At 41.0% G+C, this 18,511-nt stretch carries 18 protein-coding genes; all 18 read left to right on the forward strand.

Translation table 11 applies throughout. The annotated features are described in order from the left end of the window. Positions 1 to 40: 40 nt before the first annotated feature. The 18 genes from G8761_RS12355 to G8761_RS12440 all read left to right on the forward strand — a co-directional run bounded on the left by G8761_RS12355 (position 41) and on the right by G8761_RS12440 (position 18,510). Positions 41 to 1,045 carry a LacI family DNA-binding transcriptional regulator gene (locus G8761_RS12355; RefSeq protein ID WP_338000953.1) on the forward strand — a complete coding sequence of 335 codons (1,005 nt, stop codon included), beginning with the start codon at positions 41 to 43 and terminating at the stop codon, positions 1,043 to 1,045. Between the two features lie 79 nt (positions 1,046 to 1,124). Beyond that, entirely contained in the window at positions 1,125 to 2,603 is a 1,479-nt protein-coding gene (locus G8761_RS12360; protein ID WP_166027064.1) for a tagaturonate reductase, read from the forward strand. Beyond that, positions 2,603 to 4,096, forward strand: a complete 1,494-nt coding sequence (locus G8761_RS12365; RefSeq protein WP_166027067.1) for a UxaA family hydrolase — start codon at positions 2,603 to 2,605, stop codon at positions 4,094 to 4,096. The genes G8761_RS12360 and G8761_RS12365 overlap by 1 nt, the downstream gene beginning before the upstream one ends. A 47-nt stretch (positions 4,097 to 4,143) precedes the next feature. Next, positions 4,144 to 4,797 (forward strand): bifunctional 4-hydroxy-2-oxoglutarate aldolase/2-dehydro-3-deoxy-phosphogluconate aldolase, encoded by a 654-nt coding sequence (locus tag G8761_RS12370; protein ID WP_166027069.1) that lies wholly within the window; start codon positions 4,144 to 4,146, stop codon positions 4,795 to 4,797. Next, positions 4,794 to 5,807: a sugar kinase gene (locus G8761_RS12375; protein ID WP_166027071.1), complete on the forward strand. Its 1,014-nt coding sequence runs from the start codon at positions 4,794 to 4,796 to the stop codon at positions 5,805 to 5,807. Before G8761_RS12370 ends, G8761_RS12375 begins: the two co-directional genes overlap by 4 nt. A 28-nt stretch (positions 5,808 to 5,835) precedes the next feature. Beyond that, the gene (gene kduI / locus G8761_RS12380) at positions 5,836 to 6,666 is read left to right on the forward strand and encodes a 5-dehydro-4-deoxy-D-glucuronate isomerase (RefSeq protein WP_166027073.1); all 831 of its coding nucleotides are present in this window, start codon (positions 5,836 to 5,838) and stop codon (positions 6,664 to 6,666) included. 52 nt (positions 6,667 to 6,718) lie between these two features. Continuing rightward, entirely contained in the window at positions 6,719 to 7,501 is a 783-nt protein-coding gene (kduD, locus tag G8761_RS12385) for a 2-dehydro-3-deoxy-D-gluconate 5-dehydrogenase KduD (RefSeq protein WP_166027076.1), read from the forward strand. A gap of 256 nt (positions 7,502 to 7,757) precedes the next feature. Next, positions 7,758 to 8,078 (forward strand): hypothetical protein, encoded by a 321-nt coding sequence (locus G8761_RS12390; protein WP_166027078.1) that lies wholly within the window; start codon positions 7,758 to 7,760, stop codon positions 8,076 to 8,078. A gap of 43 nt (positions 8,079 to 8,121) precedes the next feature. Then, positions 8,122 to 8,448 carry a cupin domain-containing protein gene (locus G8761_RS12395; RefSeq protein WP_166027080.1) on the forward strand — a complete coding sequence of 109 codons (327 nt, stop codon included), beginning with the start codon at positions 8,122 to 8,124 and terminating at the stop codon, positions 8,446 to 8,448. A 43-nt stretch (positions 8,449 to 8,491) separates the two neighbouring features. After that, positions 8,492 to 9,571 (forward strand): mannonate dehydratase, encoded by a 1,080-nt coding sequence (gene uxuA / locus G8761_RS12400; RefSeq protein WP_166027082.1) that lies wholly within the window; start codon positions 8,492 to 8,494, stop codon positions 9,569 to 9,571. Further along, a complete protein-coding gene (locus G8761_RS12405; protein WP_166027084.1) occupies positions 9,565 to 10,413 on the forward strand; it encodes an SDR family oxidoreductase in 849 nt (282 codons plus the stop codon). Before uxuA ends, G8761_RS12405 begins: the two co-directional genes overlap by 7 nt. A gap of 549 nt (positions 10,414 to 10,962) precedes the next feature. Beyond that, positions 10,963 to 11,460 carry a TRAP transporter small permease gene (locus G8761_RS12410; protein ID WP_166027085.1) on the forward strand — a complete coding sequence of 166 codons (498 nt, stop codon included), beginning with the start codon at positions 10,963 to 10,965 and terminating at the stop codon, positions 11,458 to 11,460. Positions 11,461 to 11,462: 2 nt separating this feature from the next. Continuing rightward, positions 11,463 to 12,758, forward strand: coding sequence for a TRAP transporter large permease (locus G8761_RS12415; RefSeq protein WP_166027087.1), 1,296 nt, complete (start codon positions 11,463 to 11,465; stop codon positions 12,756 to 12,758). Between the two features lie 58 nt (positions 12,759 to 12,816). Continuing rightward, positions 12,817 to 13,854 (forward strand): TRAP transporter substrate-binding protein, encoded by a 1,038-nt coding sequence (locus G8761_RS12420; RefSeq protein WP_166027089.1) that lies wholly within the window; start codon positions 12,817 to 12,819, stop codon positions 13,852 to 13,854. Positions 13,855 to 13,961: 107 nt separating this feature from the next. Continuing rightward, a complete protein-coding gene (locus G8761_RS12425) occupies positions 13,962 to 15,797 on the forward strand; it encodes a sensor histidine kinase (protein ID WP_166027091.1) in 1,836 nt (611 codons plus the stop codon). 61 nt (positions 15,798 to 15,858) lie between these two features. Continuing rightward, positions 15,859 to 16,614: a response regulator gene (locus G8761_RS27855; protein ID WP_166027093.1), complete on the forward strand. Its 756-nt coding sequence runs from the start codon at positions 15,859 to 15,861 to the stop codon at positions 16,612 to 16,614. A gap of 375 nt (positions 16,615 to 16,989) precedes the next feature. Then, on the forward strand, positions 16,990 to 17,664 hold the full coding sequence (locus G8761_RS12435) for a GntR family transcriptional regulator (protein ID WP_207789197.1): 675 nt from the start codon (positions 16,990 to 16,992) through the stop codon (positions 17,662 to 17,664). A gap of 3 nt (positions 17,665 to 17,667) precedes the next feature. Continuing rightward, positions 17,668 to 18,510, forward strand: a complete 843-nt coding sequence (locus tag G8761_RS12440) for a fumarate hydratase (protein ID WP_166027095.1) — start codon at positions 17,668 to 17,670, stop codon at positions 18,508 to 18,510. Position 18,511: the final 1 nt, after the last annotated feature.

Consider the following 18,511-nt stretch of genomic DNA (forward strand, 5'->3'; position numbering starts at 1 on the left):
ATATAATAAATCCATACAATATTTGCAGTGAAAAAGGAAGATCAAAAAGATGGTTACGATAAAAGATATAGCAAAAATGGCCAATGTATCGCATACAACAGTATCAAGGGCTCTTAATAACAGCCCTTTAATTAAAGAGCCAACAAAAAGGAAAATCCTTGAGCTTGCAGAGCAGCTGAAATATACACCAAATGTAAATGCAAAAAGCCTTGTCATGCAAAAGTCGCATACAATAGGTTTGTTCTTAACGAGCATAAGTGAGGGGACCTCCTCAAGCTTTCTTGCAGATACGATAAAAGGTGTTAACAGCGTGATCGATCAGGATTATAACCTTTTTATCCGAGGAATTGATGATTATAAGGATTTTTCCAGTATTAATCGCCAACGATTCGACGGCATCATTTTAATGAGCCAAAGTGTACAGGATAATCAATTTATCTATCATGTTCTGCAAAAGGAAATCCCGCTTGTCGTTCTTAACCGGGAAGTAGAAGAAGAACAGGTTATTAATATTTTGAGCAACGATGAAGACGGTGCCCGTAAGGCAGTGGATTATCTGCTCGACTGCGGACACCGGGATATAGCGATCATTGAAGGGACGCCAAGCTTTAAGTCAACCCAGAAACGTAAAGAGGGCTATATTAAGGCATTAGTTGAACGGGATATTCCGATAAAAGGAGCCTATTCCGTTCAAGGGAATTATGATGTGGAAAGCGGCTATCTTGCCATGGAGCAGCTTCTGGAACTCGATAAACCGCCTTCTGCAGTCTTCAGTTCGAATGATGATATGGCCATTGGGGCCATGAAGGCAATATTTGCAAAAGGATTAATGGTTCCTGACGATATATCTGTTGCAGGTTTTGACGATATCGGCTTTACTCAGTACACAACTCCAAGGTTAACAACTGTCAAAAGGCCTGTTGAAGAAATCAGTATTTACGGGGCGAAAAAAATTCTTTCTCTTGTGCTCGGAAAAGAGGAGAAAGCAGAAAAGATTTTCGCAAAAACAGAACTCGTGATAAGGGATTCAGTTAAAAAAATCTAAATGTCATGAAATCCTTCGTGGGTTTCTGCAGAAAAATGTTAACGTGTGCATAACTAACTAGCGAAGGGAGAGGTGGATTATGAAATTATTAAGTAAAGAGATCTGCCCAGATTTTCGTAATTACCCTGAAAGGATCCTTCAATTCGGAGAAGGCAACTTTTTAAGGGGATTCGTAGACTGGCAGGTGCAGGTATTAAATCAGAAAACCGATTTTAACGGAAGCGTGGTCGTTGTCCAGCCGAGGGGATCAGAGAAGATTGAAAGGCTTAACCGCCAGGATGGACTTTTCACCCTTTACCTTCAGGGGATTAAAGAAGGGAAGCCAGTGAATGAACATTTGGTCATCGATTCCATCAGCAGAGGAATTAATTTACACACGGCCTATCAGGACTATATCGAATTGGCCGGCAAGGAAGAGCTTCGCTTTATTGTCAGCAACACGACGGAAGCTGGAATTGCGTTTAATCCTGAAGATAAATTGGAAGATCGTCCGCAGAAGAGTTTTCCAGGAAAGCTGACAGCATTCCTTTATTATCGGTTTCAGGCTTTTAGCGGTGATGGACAGAAGGGCTGCATAATCATTCCGTGCGAACTCATTGAAAACAACGGTGAAAAACTGAAGGAAATTGTTCTTCAATATGCAAAGGTATGGAATCTCGGACAGGGATTTACTGACTGGGTCAATAATGCAAATACTTTTTGCTCCAGCCTTGTGGACCGGATTGTTCCAGGATTTCCGGAAGATACAATTGAAGAAAAAACGGCTGAACTCGGCTATAAAGACGATTTGTTGGTTGTAGGAGAACAATATCACCTTTGGGCAATTCAAGGTCCCGAATGGCTAAAAAAAGAACTGCCTGTATCGGGAATAGGTCTGAACACTCTGGTTGTTGATGACTTGGCTCCATTTCGTACAAGAAAGGTCAGAATTTTAAATGGCGCCCATACTACAATGACTGCAGTAGGCTACCTGTATGGACTCAACACAGTTGAAGAAGCTGTAAATGATCCCGAGGTTGGTAATTTTATCAGAGGCTTCATCTCGGATGAAATTATTCCTACATTGGAAGGTTCAAAGGAAGAGCTTACAATCTATGCTGACGAAGTGCTTAGCAGATTTGCAAACCCATATATCAAGCACTATTTGATGAGTATTTCTCTAAATTCCATATCGAAGTTCCAGGCTAGAAATCTCCCAGCTCTCTTGGATTATGTGAACCAAAATAATGCCCTTCCAAAACGAATGGTTTTTGCCTTAAGTTCTTTGATTTATTTTTATCGTGGCAAACGGGGCCATGAGGATATTGCCATTCAGGACAGCCCGGAGGTATTGGAATACTTTAAGACATTATGGGAGCAGTTTGACAGCAATGCATTTGGTTTCGGTGAATTGTCCAAAAAGGTTCTTAGTGAACAGACACTATGGGGAATGAATCTCTTACAGGTTCCGAATCTTTCGGAAGCGGTTTCTGAAAACCTCCAAAGTATTCATAAAAATGGAATCCGTCAGGCCCTAAAAGAACTATTGGATAAAGCTATTTTTCAGGAGGGATTGTAATGAAGGATTTTCTCCAAATAAATGAAAAAGATAATATCGTCCTTGCGCTGAAGGATTTAAAAAAAGACACTCAATTAAATGTAAACGGAACCATTGTCCAGTTAAAAGAAGATATCTATCGAGGGCATAAAATCTCGTTAAAAGATATCCGGGAAGATGAGGATATTGTTAAATATGGATATCCAATCGGCCACGCATTAAACTTCATCGCTGCTGGTGAACTTGTCCATACTCACAACGCCAAAACCAATTTATCCGGGACTGAGGAATATCAGTATAATCCGGTGAAAACAGAGATCAGTTATGAGAATGAAAATAGAACCTTCAAGGGTTTCCGAAGGGAAAATGGAAGCGTTGGAATCCGGAATGAACTTTGGATTGTGCCAACTGTTGGATGTGTAAACGGAATAGCAGAAAAAATCATAAAACGATTTGAGAAGCATGTAGGGGACATTGCTCCGTTTGATAATGTACTAGTTTTGAAGCATAGCTACGGCTGTTCCCAGCTGGGAGATGATCATGAAAATACGAAGCAGATTCTGCTAAACGCCGTAAACCACCCGAATGCCGGAGGAGTGCTCGTTCTGGGACTTGGCTGTGAAAATAACGAATTGCCAGCGTTTCAAAAGGCACTCGGAAAAGTGGATGAACAAAGAGTTAAATTCCTCGTGTCACAGGCGGTTTCGGATGAAATAGAGGAAGGCTTCAATCTGATCATGGAAATCTATGAAAATGCGAAAAATGACAAGAGGGAAGACGTCCCGCTCTCAGAGCTTAAGATCGGATTAAAGTGCGGCGGCTCCGACGGATTCTCAGGAATTACAGCCAATCCTCTTTTAGGCAGGTTTTCTGATTACCTAATTGCCCAGGGAGGGACTACCGTATTGACAGAGGTTCCTGAAATGTTCGGTGCTGAAACGATATTAATGGAACGAGCTGCAAACGAAGAGGTTTTTCATAAAGTTGTCCATTTAATCAATGATTTCAAGGGTTATTTCCTTCAGCATGATCAGCCGGTCTATGAAAATCCTTCACCGGGCAACAAGGCAGGGGGTATCACAACCTTGGAGGACAAGTCACTTGGATGTACGCAAAAGGCGGGAACCTCTACTGTTGTTGATGTTTTAAAATATGGCGAGGTATTAAAGTCTAATGGCCTTAACCTTCTAAGCGCTCCCGGGAATGACCTGATTGCTTCAACCGCACTGGCTGCGGCAGGCTGCCAGATGGTTCTTTTTACAACAGGAAGGGGAACGCCATTTGGAACCTTTGTTCCGACCATGAAAATTTCAACTAACACTCAAATTTTTGAAACAAAGCCGCATTGGATTGACTTCAATGCAGGAGTTCTCCTGGAGGATGGGGTTTCTGAAACTCAGGTAACACAGGACTTCATTGATTATGTCATTAAGGTAGCGAGCGGCAAACTTGTTAACAACGAAAAAAATGATTTCAGGGAAATTTCGATTTTCAAAAGCGGAGTAACTCTATAACTATTGTTTCTACTAAATTATTGAAATGCCAGCCAAAGGAGGCAGACATGAAAAAATTAGAGGTATTAACCAGACTATCAGATTGTGGAGTAGTTGCTGTTGTCAGAGCTGATTCAAAGGAAGAAGCAATTAAGATCTCGGATGCCTGTGTAAAAGGCGGCATTATCGGGATTGAGGTAACCTTCACGATTGCGGGGGCAGAAGGTGTGATCCGGGAGCTTGCGTCCCATTATTCCGACCAGACTGAGGTCGTGATTGGGGCAGGTACTGTCCTTGATGCTGCGACTGCTAGAATCGCGATCCTTGCTGGGGCTCAGTTTATTGTCAGCCCTTGCTTCGATAAAGAAACAGCAAAGCTTTGTAATTTATATCAGGTTCCATATATGCCTGGCTGTATGACCATCACTGAAATGAAAACCGCACTTGAATACGGTGCAGATATCGTAAAGTTGTTCCCTGGGAACGCGTTCGGTCCAGAGTTTATCAAAGCGGTAAAAGCGCCGCTTCCTCAGGTAAATATTATGCCTACCGGCGGAGTAAGCCTCGAGAATGCCGATCAGTGGATTAAAAATGGCTGTGTAGCTGTTGGAGTTGGCGGAAATCTGGTCGCTCCTGCCAAAACAGGTGAATTTGAAAAAATAACCGAAATAGCAAGGCAATATGTTGAAAAAGTTCAGGAAGCAAGAGAGGGATTGAAATGAAAAAGGTAGTCACTCTAGGGGAAATCATGCTTCGCTTTTCGACAGCTACGGGAGAAAGACTTGCCCAGGCAAATGAATTAACGGTGAATTATGGAGGGGCAGAGGCAAATGTCGCTGTTTCCCTCTCTCATTTCGGTTTCGAATCTTATTTTGTTAGTAAGGTGCCTGAGAACCATTTAGGAACAGGAGTCGAAAGGCATTTAAGGTCGAATGGGGTACATACAGACTTTCTGCTAAAGGGCGGGGAGCGCCTTGGCACCTATTATCTTGAAACGGGCATAGGGGAAAGAAGCCCTCAGGTCATATATGACAGGAAGTACTCAAGCTTTTCGCAAATGGACACAGATGAAATCAGCCTGGAGGAAGTTTTAAAAGATGCTTCCTTGCTTCATGTATCAGGAATCACTTTGGCCCTTTCTGCAGAGATGAGGGAGCTGGTCCTTTCCGCACTAAAAAAAGCGAAGGAGTATGGTGTCAAAAACAGCTTTGATTTTAACTACCGTGGTAAGCTGTGGAGCCAGCAGGAGGCTGGCGAGGCAATCCTGCCGCTGCTTCCATACATCGATATTTGCTCCTTTGGAAGATTGGATGCCATACATCTGCTCGGAATGGCTTCACCAAATCAGCCGCTCTCACAGACAGAAGAACTGAAATACTATTATAAAAAGTTCTCGGAAGAATATCCGAATATCCAGTACATCAGCTCTACATTCAGAAGTGTGAAATCAGCTTCAAGTAACGACCTGCAGGGCAATTTATTTGCCAATGGTGAACTATACCAATCAAAGGTCCACCACATTGAACCAATTGTCGACCGTGTCGGTGGCGGGGACGCATTCGCTGCAGGTGTGTTGACCGGGATTCTAGAAGGATGGGAGCCTGAGCAAACCATTGCTTTTGCAACCGCAGCTTCTGCTTTAAAACATACAGTTCATGGCGATTGCAATGTTTTTTCAAAAGATGAGGTGTTTGGCTTCGCCAATACCGAATCAGGGAAAATAGTTCGTTAAAATTTTTCAGAACAAAGGAGAAATGTAAATGGAAACCCGTTACGCAATCCACCCTGAGGATATGAAAAGATATACAACGGATGATTTAAGAAGAGAATTTCTTGTTGAAACCATTTTTGAGGCCGGCAAGATACATTTAACCTACACACATAATGACCGGATGATTTTTGGCGGCGTTACCCCTGCGGAAGAAGAACTGACAATAAAGCTCGACAAGGAATTGGGAGTTGAATACTTCCTTGAGCGCCGGGAGCTTGGAATTATCAATATCGGCGGTGAAGGAATGGTTATCCTGGACGGAACTGAATATGACCTGCAGGGCAGAGATGGGTTATACGTAGGAAAAGGTACAAGAGATGTAAAATTCCGTTCGAAGGATAGTAATAATCCTGCCAAATTCTATATCAACTCCACCCCAGCACACCATTCCTATCCAACAGTAAAAATCGATATCAACAAGATTACTCCTTTGGAAACTGGGGAGCCAGGGACATTGAATGAGCGTAAAATTTATCAGTATGTCCATCCGAATGTGTGCGAGAGTGCGCAGCTCCAAATGGGACTTACCATGCTTTCCCCGGGAAGTGTATGGAATACGATGCCATGCCATACTCATGAACGCCGCATGGAAGTTTACCTCTATTTCGAAATGGAACCGGATACCCGTGTATTCCACTTTATGGGAAGGCCTGACGAAACAAGGCATTTAGTCATGAAAAACGAGCAGGCAGCCATCTCCCCAAGCTGGTCCATTCATACTGGTACGGCTACAAGCAATTACACCTTTATTTGGGGCATGTGCGGTGAAAATATCACTTATACCGACATGGACCATGTAAAAATGGAAGAATTGAGATAAACGTTCAGGATACTAAAACCTGTTTGGAAATATGCTGAATGGAGGAAATAGAATGAGTAAGGTACAAACATCATTTTCGCTCGATTTCTTTAATTTGAGAGGAAAAGTGGCCATTGTTACGGGAGGCAACCGGGGATTGGGCCAGGCTTATGCTGTAGCTCTTGCAAAAGCCGGTGCTGATCTGTTTGTTGTTTCACGAAGCGAGGATTGGCAGGAGACGAAGGATTTGATTGAAGTGACAGGACAGCGTGCTGTGTTTTTTCAGGCAGACTTAAGCGACAGACAAAAAGTGAAACAAGTTGCAGTTGAATGCAAAAAGGAATATGGAAGAATTGATATTCTCGTAAATAACGCGGGGACGATCCGACGCGCACCTATTACTGAATACAAGGAGCAGGACTGGGATGATGTCATGGAAGTGAACATCAATTCTGTCTATCTTTTAAGCCAGGAAGCAGCAAAAGTAATGGTGGAACAAAAATCCGGAAAAATCATTAACATTGCCTCCATGCTCTCCTTTCAGGGCGGGAAATTCGTTCCTCCTTATACGGCGAGCAAGCATGCTGTTGCGGGACTTACAAAGGCTTTTGCAAATGAGCTTGCTGAATATAATATCCAAATAAATGCTATTGCACCAGGATATATTGCAACAGATAATACCGCACCTATACGTTCAGATGAAAAGCGCAATGCAGAAATTCTTTCCCGTATTCCGGCTGCCCGATGGGGTGAAACTGCTGACCTAATGGGAGCAGTAGTGTTTTTGGCAAGTGATGCCTCCAACTACATGAACGGGCATGTTCTGGCCGTTGACGGCGGCTGGCTCGCCAGATAATGGGCTAAACTCGGATGCATGAAAAGGAAAAATCAAGGTCTGTCCAGTAAGCTTCTAGAAGCTTTACTGGAAGTCTTTTTATATTTATGCCAGTTCGTCCTGTTATCAATTGAGATTTAAGCGGAAGCCAAAGTATAAGGAGCCTCCATGCTTTCCCTGCCGCATTTTGTGGTTTTACTTTCCTTGATTGTTTGAGAGGAAAAGCAGATGGAAAGAATAATAATCCCGGACTTCAAGGAAAAAGGAGGATTATTTTATGGCTCTCTTATTTTACTCAGCAACACTCATTTTTGCTGCTTTAATTGTATTTGGCCCCCATTTCTTTATGAAAAAAACCTTAATATTAAAAAATAAAAATCAGTACTATGATGCTTTGGAACAGCTTGAAAAGGACTCTAATAATGAGGAATTAAAATTAGAAGCATGGGAATTGGGCCGTGAATTTTACGGATCTGCAAGGATTACCGGCAAAGCTACTAATTTTGATGAAGCAATAATAAAATGTCAAATCACTGCATCATGTGAAACCAATGAAATAGAAATACAGTTTTATCCAAGTAATTCAGAAAGAGTATAGAGTAAAAAAATTTATGATGAAGAGAAAGGAGTGTCAACATAATATGTTTGTTCAAGGAAATCAGGTACAGCCAGTTGAAGCCGGAGAGGGAGCAGTACGAAAGCTTTTAGGCAGGGGTGGCAGTCTTATGATGGCTGAGGTTGCCTTTGAAAAAAACGCAGTAGGAGCCATTCATTCACATCCCCACGAACAAATAAGCTATATTGTTCAGGGCAGTTTCGAATTTAACTTAGATGGAGATATTCAAATCGTTAGAAAGGGAGATAGCATCTATATCCCTTCAAATATAAAGCACGGAGTAAAAGCACTTGATGATGATTCCATAATCCTTGATGTCTTTACGCCGCAAAGAGAGGATTTTGTTTACTAGATTAATATGTTCATATAAAGAAAAGAGCAGGGAGGGCAAAGATATGAGGATGGTATTCAGATGGTATGGAGACGGGAATGACCGCATCCCCCTCCATCATATCAGGCAAATTCCGGGAGTAGAAGGTGTGGTATGGTCTCTTCACGATATTGCAGCGGGTGAAGAATGGCCAATGGAAAGAATTTTGGAAGTGAAAGAACAAGCAGATCAACACGGGCTGAATATCGAAGTTGTAGAAAGTGTTAATGTTCATGAGGATATTAAGTTAGGGCTTCCTACTAGAGATATTTTTATTGAAAATTATAAAAGGACGATTGAAAAGCTCGCAAAAGTGGGTGTTAAGGTTATTTGTTATAATTTTATGCCTGTATTTGATTGGACAAGAACGGAACTATTTAAAGAAATGGAAGATGGATCTACAGCACTGTTTTTTGAAAAAGCGAAAATAGAGGAAATGGATCCTATGGAACTAGTAGAAAAAATTGCTGGTAATTCTGACTTTTCAATGCCTGGATGGGAACCAGAGCGCCTAAAGTATCTTTCACAGCTGTTTGAAGCATATAAGAACGTTTCTACTGAGAAGTTATGGGAAAATCTGCAGTATTTTTTAGAAAAAATCATTCCTGTTGCTGAAGAAAATGATATAAAAATGGCCATTCATCCGGACGATCCGCCATGGCCTATATTTGGGCTCCCAAGAATTATAACCAATAAGGAAAATATCCAAAGACTATTAAATCTTGTTGATAGTCCGTATAACGGTGTAACGCTGTGCAGCGGTTCTTTAGGAGCTAATCCCGATAACAATATTGTAGAAATGATAGAAGAATTTGCTGACCGTATTCCTTTTGCCCATATTCGTAATGTGAAAATATATGAAAATGGAGATTTTATTGAAACCTCCCATCGCACCGGTGATGGCAGCGTAGATATTTACGGCATCGTAAAGGCTTATCATAGCAAGGGATTTACGGGGTATGCGAGACCGGATCACGGCAGACATATCTTTGATGAAGAATGCCGGCCGGGTTATGGGCTGTATGACAGGGCGCTGGGGATTATGTACCTTTGGGGGATTTGGGATTCCTTACAGAGAATGAAAGAGGAGGAATTGCAATGCTAAGCATACATAAAAACCTGCAAGGAAAAGTAGCTGTCGTTACTGGTGGCAGCGGTGTTCTTTGCAGTGCCATGGCAAAAGAATTAGGAAGACAAGGCGTTAAAGTGGCAATCCTCAATAGGAATGCTGAAAAAGGTGAAGCGGTTGCTGCTGAGATTAGAGAAGCCGGCGGAGAGGCTATGGCTCTTTCATGTAATGTATTAAATGTTGAAGAGGTCAGGAAAACAGAGCAAATCATTTCTGAAAAGTGGGGAGCCTGTGACATTCTTATCAACGGTGCCGGTGGAAACCATCCTGAGGGAATAACCACAAATGAAACGTTAAAGTTGGAGGATTTGGAAAATCAGGAAATCAAAACATTTTTTGATTTAACCCCAGAAGGATTTGGTTTTGTGTTTAACTTAAATATACTAGGGACACTGATTCCAACTCAGGTTTTCTCTAAAAAAATGGTTAATCAAAAGGGTGCCGTTGTTATTAATATGTCCTCGATGAGTGCACCAAGCCCAATGACCAAGGTTCCAGCATATAGTGCGGCAAAAGCTGGAATAGAAAACTTAACCCAGTGGCTCGCGGTCCATATGGCTGAGGTAGGAATAAGGGTAAATGCAATTGCCCCCGGCTTTTTCTTAACCGAGCAAAACCGCAATCTGCTCACGAATGAAGATGGTTCTTTAACGGACCGGTCAAATAAAATTCTGGCGCATACCCCTATGAGGAGATTTGGAGAACCGGAAGATCTCCTTGGGACGCTTCTCTGGCTCGCTGATGAGAGCGCCTCCGGATTTGTTACCGGCATTACTGTTCCAGTTGATGGTGGATTTATGGCTTACTCAGGAGTTTAAATTTTGATATAAGGAGAGAAGAACGGAATTTTATTTCGTTCTTTTTTTGTAGGCTATATTTAATATTAATGTTGATTTTTAAAATAATGTTGATTGGAGTGAAAGGCGGCGCCTCCGGCGGGAAAAGCGTGTCCGAGTGAGACCCCGCAGGAGCTAGCGACGAGGAGAAAGAAGAACGTATGCGCCTCATTCAGCCCCGACAAGCGCTGGAGGGCCTGGCGATGAAGTGGTTCTTTTACTTCGAAGTCAGGACCGAAGCGACCTCGAGAGGCTAGGCGCTGAAGTTGGACAGGCTCACGAACCGCCCGCGGAAAGCGTCCGCCTGTAACGGAAATCAGCCCTATAGTAAATTCTAAAAAAATAAAACAAAAAAGGTGAAAATTGTCGATTTTTTGAATTTTTATAAAACTACCTAAAAATAATACAAAAAAAACTAAAACTAGCACGGTTTTATAGAAAAATGAAAACCTTTACAATAAGTATATGAAAGCACTTTCACAACAGGAAACACCAGATTCTAATATTAATAGAAAAGAGGGGAGGACAATTATGAAAGGGCTTAAACGTATCTGTTTAATGTTTGATAGTCTTTTTGAGAAAGTAGCATTAGGTTCACTTATAGCCATGATTATTATAGTCACACTCCAAGTTTTCACACGTAAACTATTTAATTTTGTTTTATTTTGGTCAGAGGAAGTTACTCTTTTATTACTATGCTGGTTTTCATTTATGGGGATAGCGATTGGTGTGCGGGAAAAATTGCACTTATCAATTGAATCCTTTACAGCAAAACTTCCACCACTAGTTATTAAGACAATTGATAAAATCGTGTTGTTATCCACCATAGCATTTGGGTATTACTTACTAAAATACGGCTGGGATTTTACGGTTTTAATGGGAGACTCTACATTGCCCGCAACCAAGTTATCCAACGGCTGGGTATATGCTGTTATGCCAATTACAGGTTTCATGATGATAATTTACTCTTTTCTGCAGTTAATTGGTATTGATACGAGGCGACACAACGTACAAGGAGGCGGTCACTAAAGATGGATACATCAACCATTGCTACGATTATTCTAGTGGGAAGCTTTGCTCTCATGCTTATCTTCCGGTTCCCAGTAGCACTGTCATTAGCGGGCTCCACGGTTCTTACACTTTTATATTTACATGCCCCTCTTGAAGTCGTTGGGCAACGGATGATTCAAGGAATTAATTCTTTTGCACTGCTCACAATTCCATTCTTTATTTTAGCTGGTCAATTAATGAATGAGGGCGGTTTGGCCGTCCGCTTAATCAACCTGGCTATGCTGGCAGTGGGAAGAGTACGAGGCGGTTTGGCCATGGTTAACACTCTAGCCTGTCTGATGTTCGGAAATATCTCCGGATCTGCTGCCGCAGATGTTTCGTCAATCGGGTCAGTTATGATTCCAATGATGAAGAAGAAAGGATACAGCACAGAATTTGCAACTGGATTAACGACAGCTGCAGCGATTCAAGGTGTTGTCGTTCCACCAAGCCACAATTTAATTTTATATTCCCTTGCTTCTGGAGGGGTATCTATTGCCACCTTATTTATGGCTGGTGTAGTTCCTGGAATATTAATTTGTATTGCTCTTATGATTGCAAGTCGTATTTTAGCTATTCGCCAGGGATTTACTGAAACGCAAGTGATTGACCGTAAGGATGTCCCAAATGTGATCAAACAGGGATTAATATCGCTTATGCCTATAGTTATAATCCTGGGAGGAATTTTTTCAGGCTGGTTTACTGCCTCTGAATCAGGTGCTATTGCGGTATTATATGCAATGATTGTCACTTTTTTCTACTTCAAGGAGATTCCGTTCAGTAGGATGGGAGTTATTCTAATCCGGACTTTCCGGACGGTTTCCATGGTATTATTTCTGATTGCTGCTTCTAATGCTTTAAGTTATGTACTTGCATACTTGAGAATACCATCACTTGTTACCGATTCTTTATTAAGCATTTCTCATAACCCAATAATTGTACTCTTAATTATCAACGTTCTACTTCTTATCCTTGGCTGCGGAATGGATATGGCACCACTTATCCTAATCATGACACCAATCCTGCTTCCTGTTGTTCAAGCGCTTGGTATGGATCCCGTACATTTCGGTATCATTCTAATGCTGAACTTAGGAATTGGTCTTTTAACTCCTCCAGTTGGAACGGTACTATTTATAGGGTGTGCCATAGGGGATATCCCAATATTAAAAGGTGCGAAAGCAATGGCACCGTTTGGTTTAGTACTAGTTTGTGCATTGATGGTTTTAACTTATGTGCCTAAAATCACTCTGTGGCTGCCTCATTTATTGGGCCACTAATGATGGTAAGTGAAAATTAAAATATCAAAATAATTTAAAGTGGGGAAGGGGATTATTTATGAAAAAATCATCAAAACGTTTAACCGTTGTATTAGGTACAGTCCTTGGATCAAGCTTAATTCTTGCCGCTTGTGGTGGTAACGGGGATACTGCAAAAACATCTGGCAGTTCAAAATCGAATTCTGAAGGAAAATCGCTGTCATTCCGACTAGCTGACGCTCACCCAGACAATTATCCAACTGTGTTGGGAGACAAGAAATTTGCTGAGCTTGTTAACAAAAAATCCAATGGCCGCATTAAAATCGATGTATTTGCAAATGGACAGCTTGGAGATGAGAAATCCGTTATTGAACAAGTTCAATTGGGTGCCGTTGAATTTACACGTGTAAGTACCGGTCCAATGGCTGAATTCAGTAAGCCTTTAGGCGTTTTCAGTCTTCCGTATATCTTTGACGATTCAGAACACGAATGGAGATTTTTAAATAGTGATAAAGGACAAGAATTGTTAAAAGGTTTAGAGTCATCTAAAATGGTAGGACTTGCCTATTATGATTCTGGTGCCCGCAGCTTTTATTCTACTAAACCTATTAAGAAAGTAGAGGACCTAAAAGGTCAAAAAATTCGCGTACAGCAGAATCAAATTAATATTGATTTAATGAATGCACTTGGTGCGAATGCGACTCCAATGGCTTATGGGGAAGTATTCAGCTCACTTCAAACTGGTGTTATTGATGCTGCTGAAAACAATACGCCAAGTTACGTATCCGCCAACCACTATCAGGTAGCCAAAAATCTAATCGAGGATGGCCACCAACGTGTGCCAGAGGTTGTTGTCGCAAGTAAAGCGATCTGGGATAAACTTAGCGCTAAAGACAAGAAAATAATTCAGGAAGCTGCGAAAGAATCTGTTGACACTGAGCGTAAAGAATGGGATAAAATGGAGAAGGATTCAGAAGCCAAAATTAAAGATTCTGGTGTAACCATTGTGAAGGTGAAGGATGTTGAACCTTGGCAGAAAAAAGTTAAACCAGTTATCGATAAGTATCGTGCAGATTATGGCGATGTTCTGGATGCAATCGATAAGGCTAGGAAATAATCAAAAAACTTAAATAATGGAAGAGACTATGCTGAGTTGAGTGAAACACGCATAGTCTTTTCCATTTTCGGATTTTCTTCCTATAGCCACAGAGGATAAGGTGAGCCATGCAATCGTATAAAAGAAATGCAGTCGAACGGCTAATTCGTATGCTGCTTATGAAAGATCAGTCGCTGGTGCGCAAACTGCTCGTTTTTTCTGCGCTTCTTGTTGTCATACCTATAAGTTTTATTGGTCTTTTTTCCTATGAGAAATCTTCACAGGTACTTGAGAATGAAGCACGTTCGTACAGTTGGCAAATTATAAGACAGGTAAATACACATATTGAGTATTACGTTGGAGACTTTGAGATTGAGATATTGAAAATTTTGAACAACCAAACGATTGAACAATTCCTGCAAATGAGTACTCAGGAGGAATTAGAGTCGAGTGGAATGTCGGGGAATATTAAGCATGTATTGCAAAATGCTGCATATTCCAGATCAGATATAACCAATATTACAGTTTATTTAAACCAGGTTGGTTTGGTAGACTCCCAGGATGTTCGATTCAATCGTGGCCATCCGATTGAGCCATTTGAACCGCAGTTTTTTCAGGAAATCCTTCCAGATACCGCGGAACCGGTTATTTTTACTCGGACACTCGCTGATGACGAGAAAAAAGAGTACGTCATATCCGTTGCAAGAAGATTATTTAGTCCTAAAACCTTAAAACCTATTGGCTTTATTGTATTAGATGTTAATTTTAAAAGATTTAAAGAAATCGCAAGCCAGGTAAATATTGGCCATTCAGGTTTTATGTATATTGTCGATTCACAAGGGAACTACGTCTACAATCCTAGCTTTTCTAAAATAGGTAAAAAAGCGACTCTGCAGCACATTCAAGACATCCTCCATAGGGAAAGCGGCTCCTTTATCACAGAAGGAGACGACAAAAAATTATTAACCTATAGTCATTCTGGATTCTTGGGCTGGACTGTCATTACATCTATTCCATATAAAGAACTCATTCAAAGTTCCATTTCTATTAGAAACACTATTTTTATTACGGTTCTGTTAACCTTGTTCTTTGCTGCCATCTTCGGAACAGGTCTGGCTAGCAGTATTATCACTCCACTAAGATCACTTCAAAAAATGATGAAGCGGGTGGAAGAAGGAGACTTTAATGGTGAAGTAAAGGTTTTGTCAAAAGACGAAATTGGAATACTCTCGAATGGATTCAATAAAATGGTGAACCGCTTAAATGAACTTGTTAACGAAATTTATCTATCCAAACTTCGGGAAACAGAAATGCTGTTTCGGCAAAAGGAAATTGAATTGAAAGCGCTTCAGGCACAAATCAATCCTCATTTTTTATTTAACTCACTGGAGACCATACGTGGAATGGCGCTAGAACGGGATATGGATGACATTTCTGAAATTTCGGCTTCATTGGCTAAATTGCTGCGATATAATATAAATAATAAATCACAGACAGTTACACTGGCCGAGGAAATTCTGAATACGAAGGAATACTTGCGGATTCAGAAATACCGTTTTGGAGAAAAATTTGAATATGAATTTTCCATCCCGGACTGGGCCAGAAAGCAAAATATTGTCAAATTTTCGATTCAGCCAATTGTTGAAAATTCGTTTAAATACGGAATCGAAACTTCTGGTGGCATTTCAAGAATTACCATAAAGGCAGTACAGGAGTCAGATCAGGTTTATGTCATTAGCATTCAGGACAATGGAATTGGAATTTCTCAGGAAAAGCTTGAAGAAATCAACAAGAATTTGCTGCGTAAGGATGTTATTGAAGGAGGCCCTGGAATCGGAATTGTGAATGTACATAGAAGAATAGGGCATCTTTTTGGAGAAGAGTACGGAATTACCCTCCAAAGCAGTGAAGGAAAAGGGGCGATCGTAAGTATTCGCTTACCGCTAAATAATGATCTTAAATAAGGGACTCTTAATATTCTCTTAAACTCTTTTAGTTGTTTTTAGACTTCCTGGAGGTGAAAGCGTGTACAAAATACTCCTTGTTGATGACGAAAAATGGGTGCGTGCCGCACTAAAGCATACAATCGTTAAGACAGGACTTTCCTTTGAAATTGCAGGCGAATGTACCAATGGATTGGAAGCTTTAGATTTTTTAAAGAACCATTCTGTAGATCTTATTATGACGGATGTAAGAATGCCAGTTATGGATGGTATAACGTTTGTTACAGCTATTGCGAATGAGGAATTTCAGGCTGACTGTATTATGATCAGTGGCTACGATGATTTCGAGTATGTTCAGCATGCCCTGCGATCAGGCGTATTTGATTACCTGCTTAAGCCTGTGGAGCTGGAGGATATGAAAGAATGCTTGGAAAAATGGGAAAAACATCACAGTAAAAAGAAGCAGAGTGATGTTCAAGAAGGGACATATGCCTTGGAATTGGATCCTTCTGAAATGTCCCCTGTAGAAAGAGTCATTCAATACGTTAAGAGCAGAGCTCCTGGAGAAGTTACGTTAACCGAAGCAGCCGCATGCGTGCATTTAAATCCAAGCTATTTAAGCAAGTTGTTTAAAGACAAAACAGAGCAAAACTTTATGGACTTTGTTCTTGATATCCGTATGAAAGAAGCAAAAAATCTATTAGAACGCACCTCCCTAAGGATAACAGAAATAACCGACCGGCTGGGTTATTCGGATATTACCTATTTTAGTAACGCATTTAAGCGTAAAACCGGGCTAACGCCATCTGAATATCGTAAGAGTGTACGGCGGATATAGAATCATAGAATCAAAGATCATATAATTTACTTTTACTTTTTCTATTTCTTAAGCAGGGATAATTAAATAAGATTACAAGATTAAAAACTCGCATACTATTGCGGGTTTTTGCTGTTTTATAATCCTTACCTATGTGAAAATTACTGCCGTTTGGAACAAACAACTTTTAACCAGAAAGATCCAGGTATGTTTTAAAAGTTTATTAGCGTTTTACCGAATCAAATATTTGAAATAAAATCATAAAATGGCAAATAATAAATTGAAATATCAGACTATTGTTATTATAATTTAATTGTATCCTGTCGACACTCGACATCAGGGGAATAGTAAACACAAAGACTACTCAAATTAAAGGAAAGTGAGGTGAATAAAGAATTGATTGATTTTAGTCCAATTCAGAAACCGATTCCTTACTACCAGCAAATTCAACAGTCCATAAAGGAAAGTATATTTAACGGCCTATACAAGCCTGGTGACCGATTATACGAAGTCCAAATTGCCAAACAATACAATATTAGCCGCAGTCCAGTCAGGGAAGCAATTCGTGCCCTGGTGATTGAGGGGCTGCTCGTGATGGATGAGAAGTCCCAAATATCTGTCTACAAACCTACCTTAAAGGATGTACGGGATATTTATGAATGCAGGATTTCACTTGAGTCTACGGCGGTTGCATTAGCAACGGTTCGTGTGAAATCTAAGCAGCTGCAGGAGCTTGATGAAACGTTGAAAGCCACGGCGGTCGCGATAAAGGATAAAGACGCTGATTCTATTATTGCTAATAACGCCAGGTTTCACGAATTAATTCTCCAATATTGCGGCAACGAGAGATTGATAAAGATAGTTGGGGACCTAAAGGGCTTAATTAACTATTATCGAGTGCTTAATATTCAAGGTACAGACCGGGCAAATACCATATTAAAGGGCCACACTCAGATTTTTGAAGCGATGAAGAAAAGGGATCCAGAAAAAGCAGCAGATAGATTAAAAGAGCATACGGAAGAGGATCTTAAAAATTTGATTCAAGTCATTGAACAATTAGGGGAGAGATGATTTTTGAGAATCATTCACGTTGATCAAATAATTGAAACCGTTGCCAAACTTTGCTGGGAAGCCTGCTATTACCTGCCTGAGGATGTAGTTGCAGGTTTTAGGCGTGCTGAAAAAACAGAGGCTTCTCCAATTGGAAAAAACATTCTTCAGCAGCTCGTTGAAAATGCAGAAGAGGCCAAAGTGAATCATATGCCTTATTGCCATGATACAGGAATGGCCGTTGTTTTCGTTGAACTTGGACAGGATGTTCATGTCACTGGGGGAAGCTTTATGGATTCAATACAAGAAGGCGTCCGCACTGGCTATCGGGAGGGATACCTCAGAAAATCCGTTGTCGGAGACCCGCTGATTCGCGTTAACACTGGGGATAACACACCAGCGGTCGTACATACAGAAATCGTACCTGGTGATGAGATTAAAATTACTGTCCTTCCTAAAGGGGGAGGCAGCGAGAATATGAGTGCTATGAAATTCCTGCTTCCGGGAGAAGGAATGCAAGGGGTTAAGAATTTTGTTTTGCAGACGATCAAAGAGGCAGGGGGAAAGGCTTGTCCTCCAGTCGTTGTAGGTGTCGGAATTGGCGGCAGCTTTGATAAGGTAACCTCACTTGCTAAGCATGCGGTGTTAAGGGAAATTGGTGTCCATAATCATGAGCAGCATATTGCACAGCTTGAAAAAGAGCTTCTTGAAGAAATCAATAATACAGGTATTGGACCGCAGGGGTTGGGCGGAACCAATACAGCCTTGTGGGTGCCGATTGAGACATTTGCCTGCCATATCACTGCACTTCCTGTTGCCGTAAACATTCAATGCCACGCTGCCCGTAAAAAAACGGCGGTCGTGTAAG

Origin of the sequence: Neobacillus terrae, assembly GCF_011393025.1 — a bacterium.
Lineage (GTDB): Bacteria > Bacillota > Bacilli > Bacillales > Cytobacillaceae > Neobacillus_A > Neobacillus_A terrae.

What these genes read in the sequence shown, in the direction of transcription:
- G8761_RS12360 (WP_166027064.1), top strand. Translation starts at nt 1,125, where the DNA reads ATGAAATTATTAAGTAAAGAGATCTGCCCAGATTTTCGTAATTACCCT.
- G8761_RS12365 (WP_166027067.1), top strand. Translation starts at nt 2,603, where the DNA reads ATGAAGGATTTTCTCCAAATAAATGAAAAAGATAATATCGTCCTTGCG.
- G8761_RS12370 (WP_166027069.1), top strand. Translation starts at nt 4,144, where the DNA reads ATGAAAAAATTAGAGGTATTAACCAGACTATCAGATTGTGGAGTAGTT.
- G8761_RS12375 (WP_166027071.1), top strand. Translation starts at nt 4,794, where the DNA reads ATGAAAAAGGTAGTCACTCTAGGGGAAATCATGCTTCGCTTTTCGACA.
- kduI (WP_166027073.1), top strand. Translation starts at nt 5,836, where the DNA reads ATGGAAACCCGTTACGCAATCCACCCTGAGGATATGAAAAGATATACA.
- kduD (WP_166027076.1), top strand. Translation starts at nt 6,719, where the DNA reads ATGAGTAAGGTACAAACATCATTTTCGCTCGATTTCTTTAATTTGAGA.
- G8761_RS12390 (WP_166027078.1), top strand. Translation starts at nt 7,758, where the DNA reads ATGGCTCTCTTATTTTACTCAGCAACACTCATTTTTGCTGCTTTAATT.
- G8761_RS12395 (WP_166027080.1), top strand. Translation starts at nt 8,122, where the DNA reads ATGTTTGTTCAAGGAAATCAGGTACAGCCAGTTGAAGCCGGAGAGGGA.
- uxuA (WP_166027082.1), top strand. Translation starts at nt 8,492, where the DNA reads ATGAGGATGGTATTCAGATGGTATGGAGACGGGAATGACCGCATCCCC.
- G8761_RS12405 (WP_166027084.1), top strand. Translation starts at nt 9,565, where the DNA reads ATGCTAAGCATACATAAAAACCTGCAAGGAAAAGTAGCTGTCGTTACT.
- G8761_RS12410 (WP_166027085.1), top strand. Translation starts at nt 10,963, where the DNA reads ATGAAAGGGCTTAAACGTATCTGTTTAATGTTTGATAGTCTTTTTGAG.
- G8761_RS12415 (WP_166027087.1), top strand. Translation starts at nt 11,463, where the DNA reads ATGGATACATCAACCATTGCTACGATTATTCTAGTGGGAAGCTTTGCT.
- G8761_RS12420 (WP_166027089.1), top strand. Translation starts at nt 12,817, where the DNA reads ATGAAAAAATCATCAAAACGTTTAACCGTTGTATTAGGTACAGTCCTT.
- G8761_RS12425 (WP_166027091.1), top strand. Translation starts at nt 13,962, where the DNA reads ATGCAATCGTATAAAAGAAATGCAGTCGAACGGCTAATTCGTATGCTG.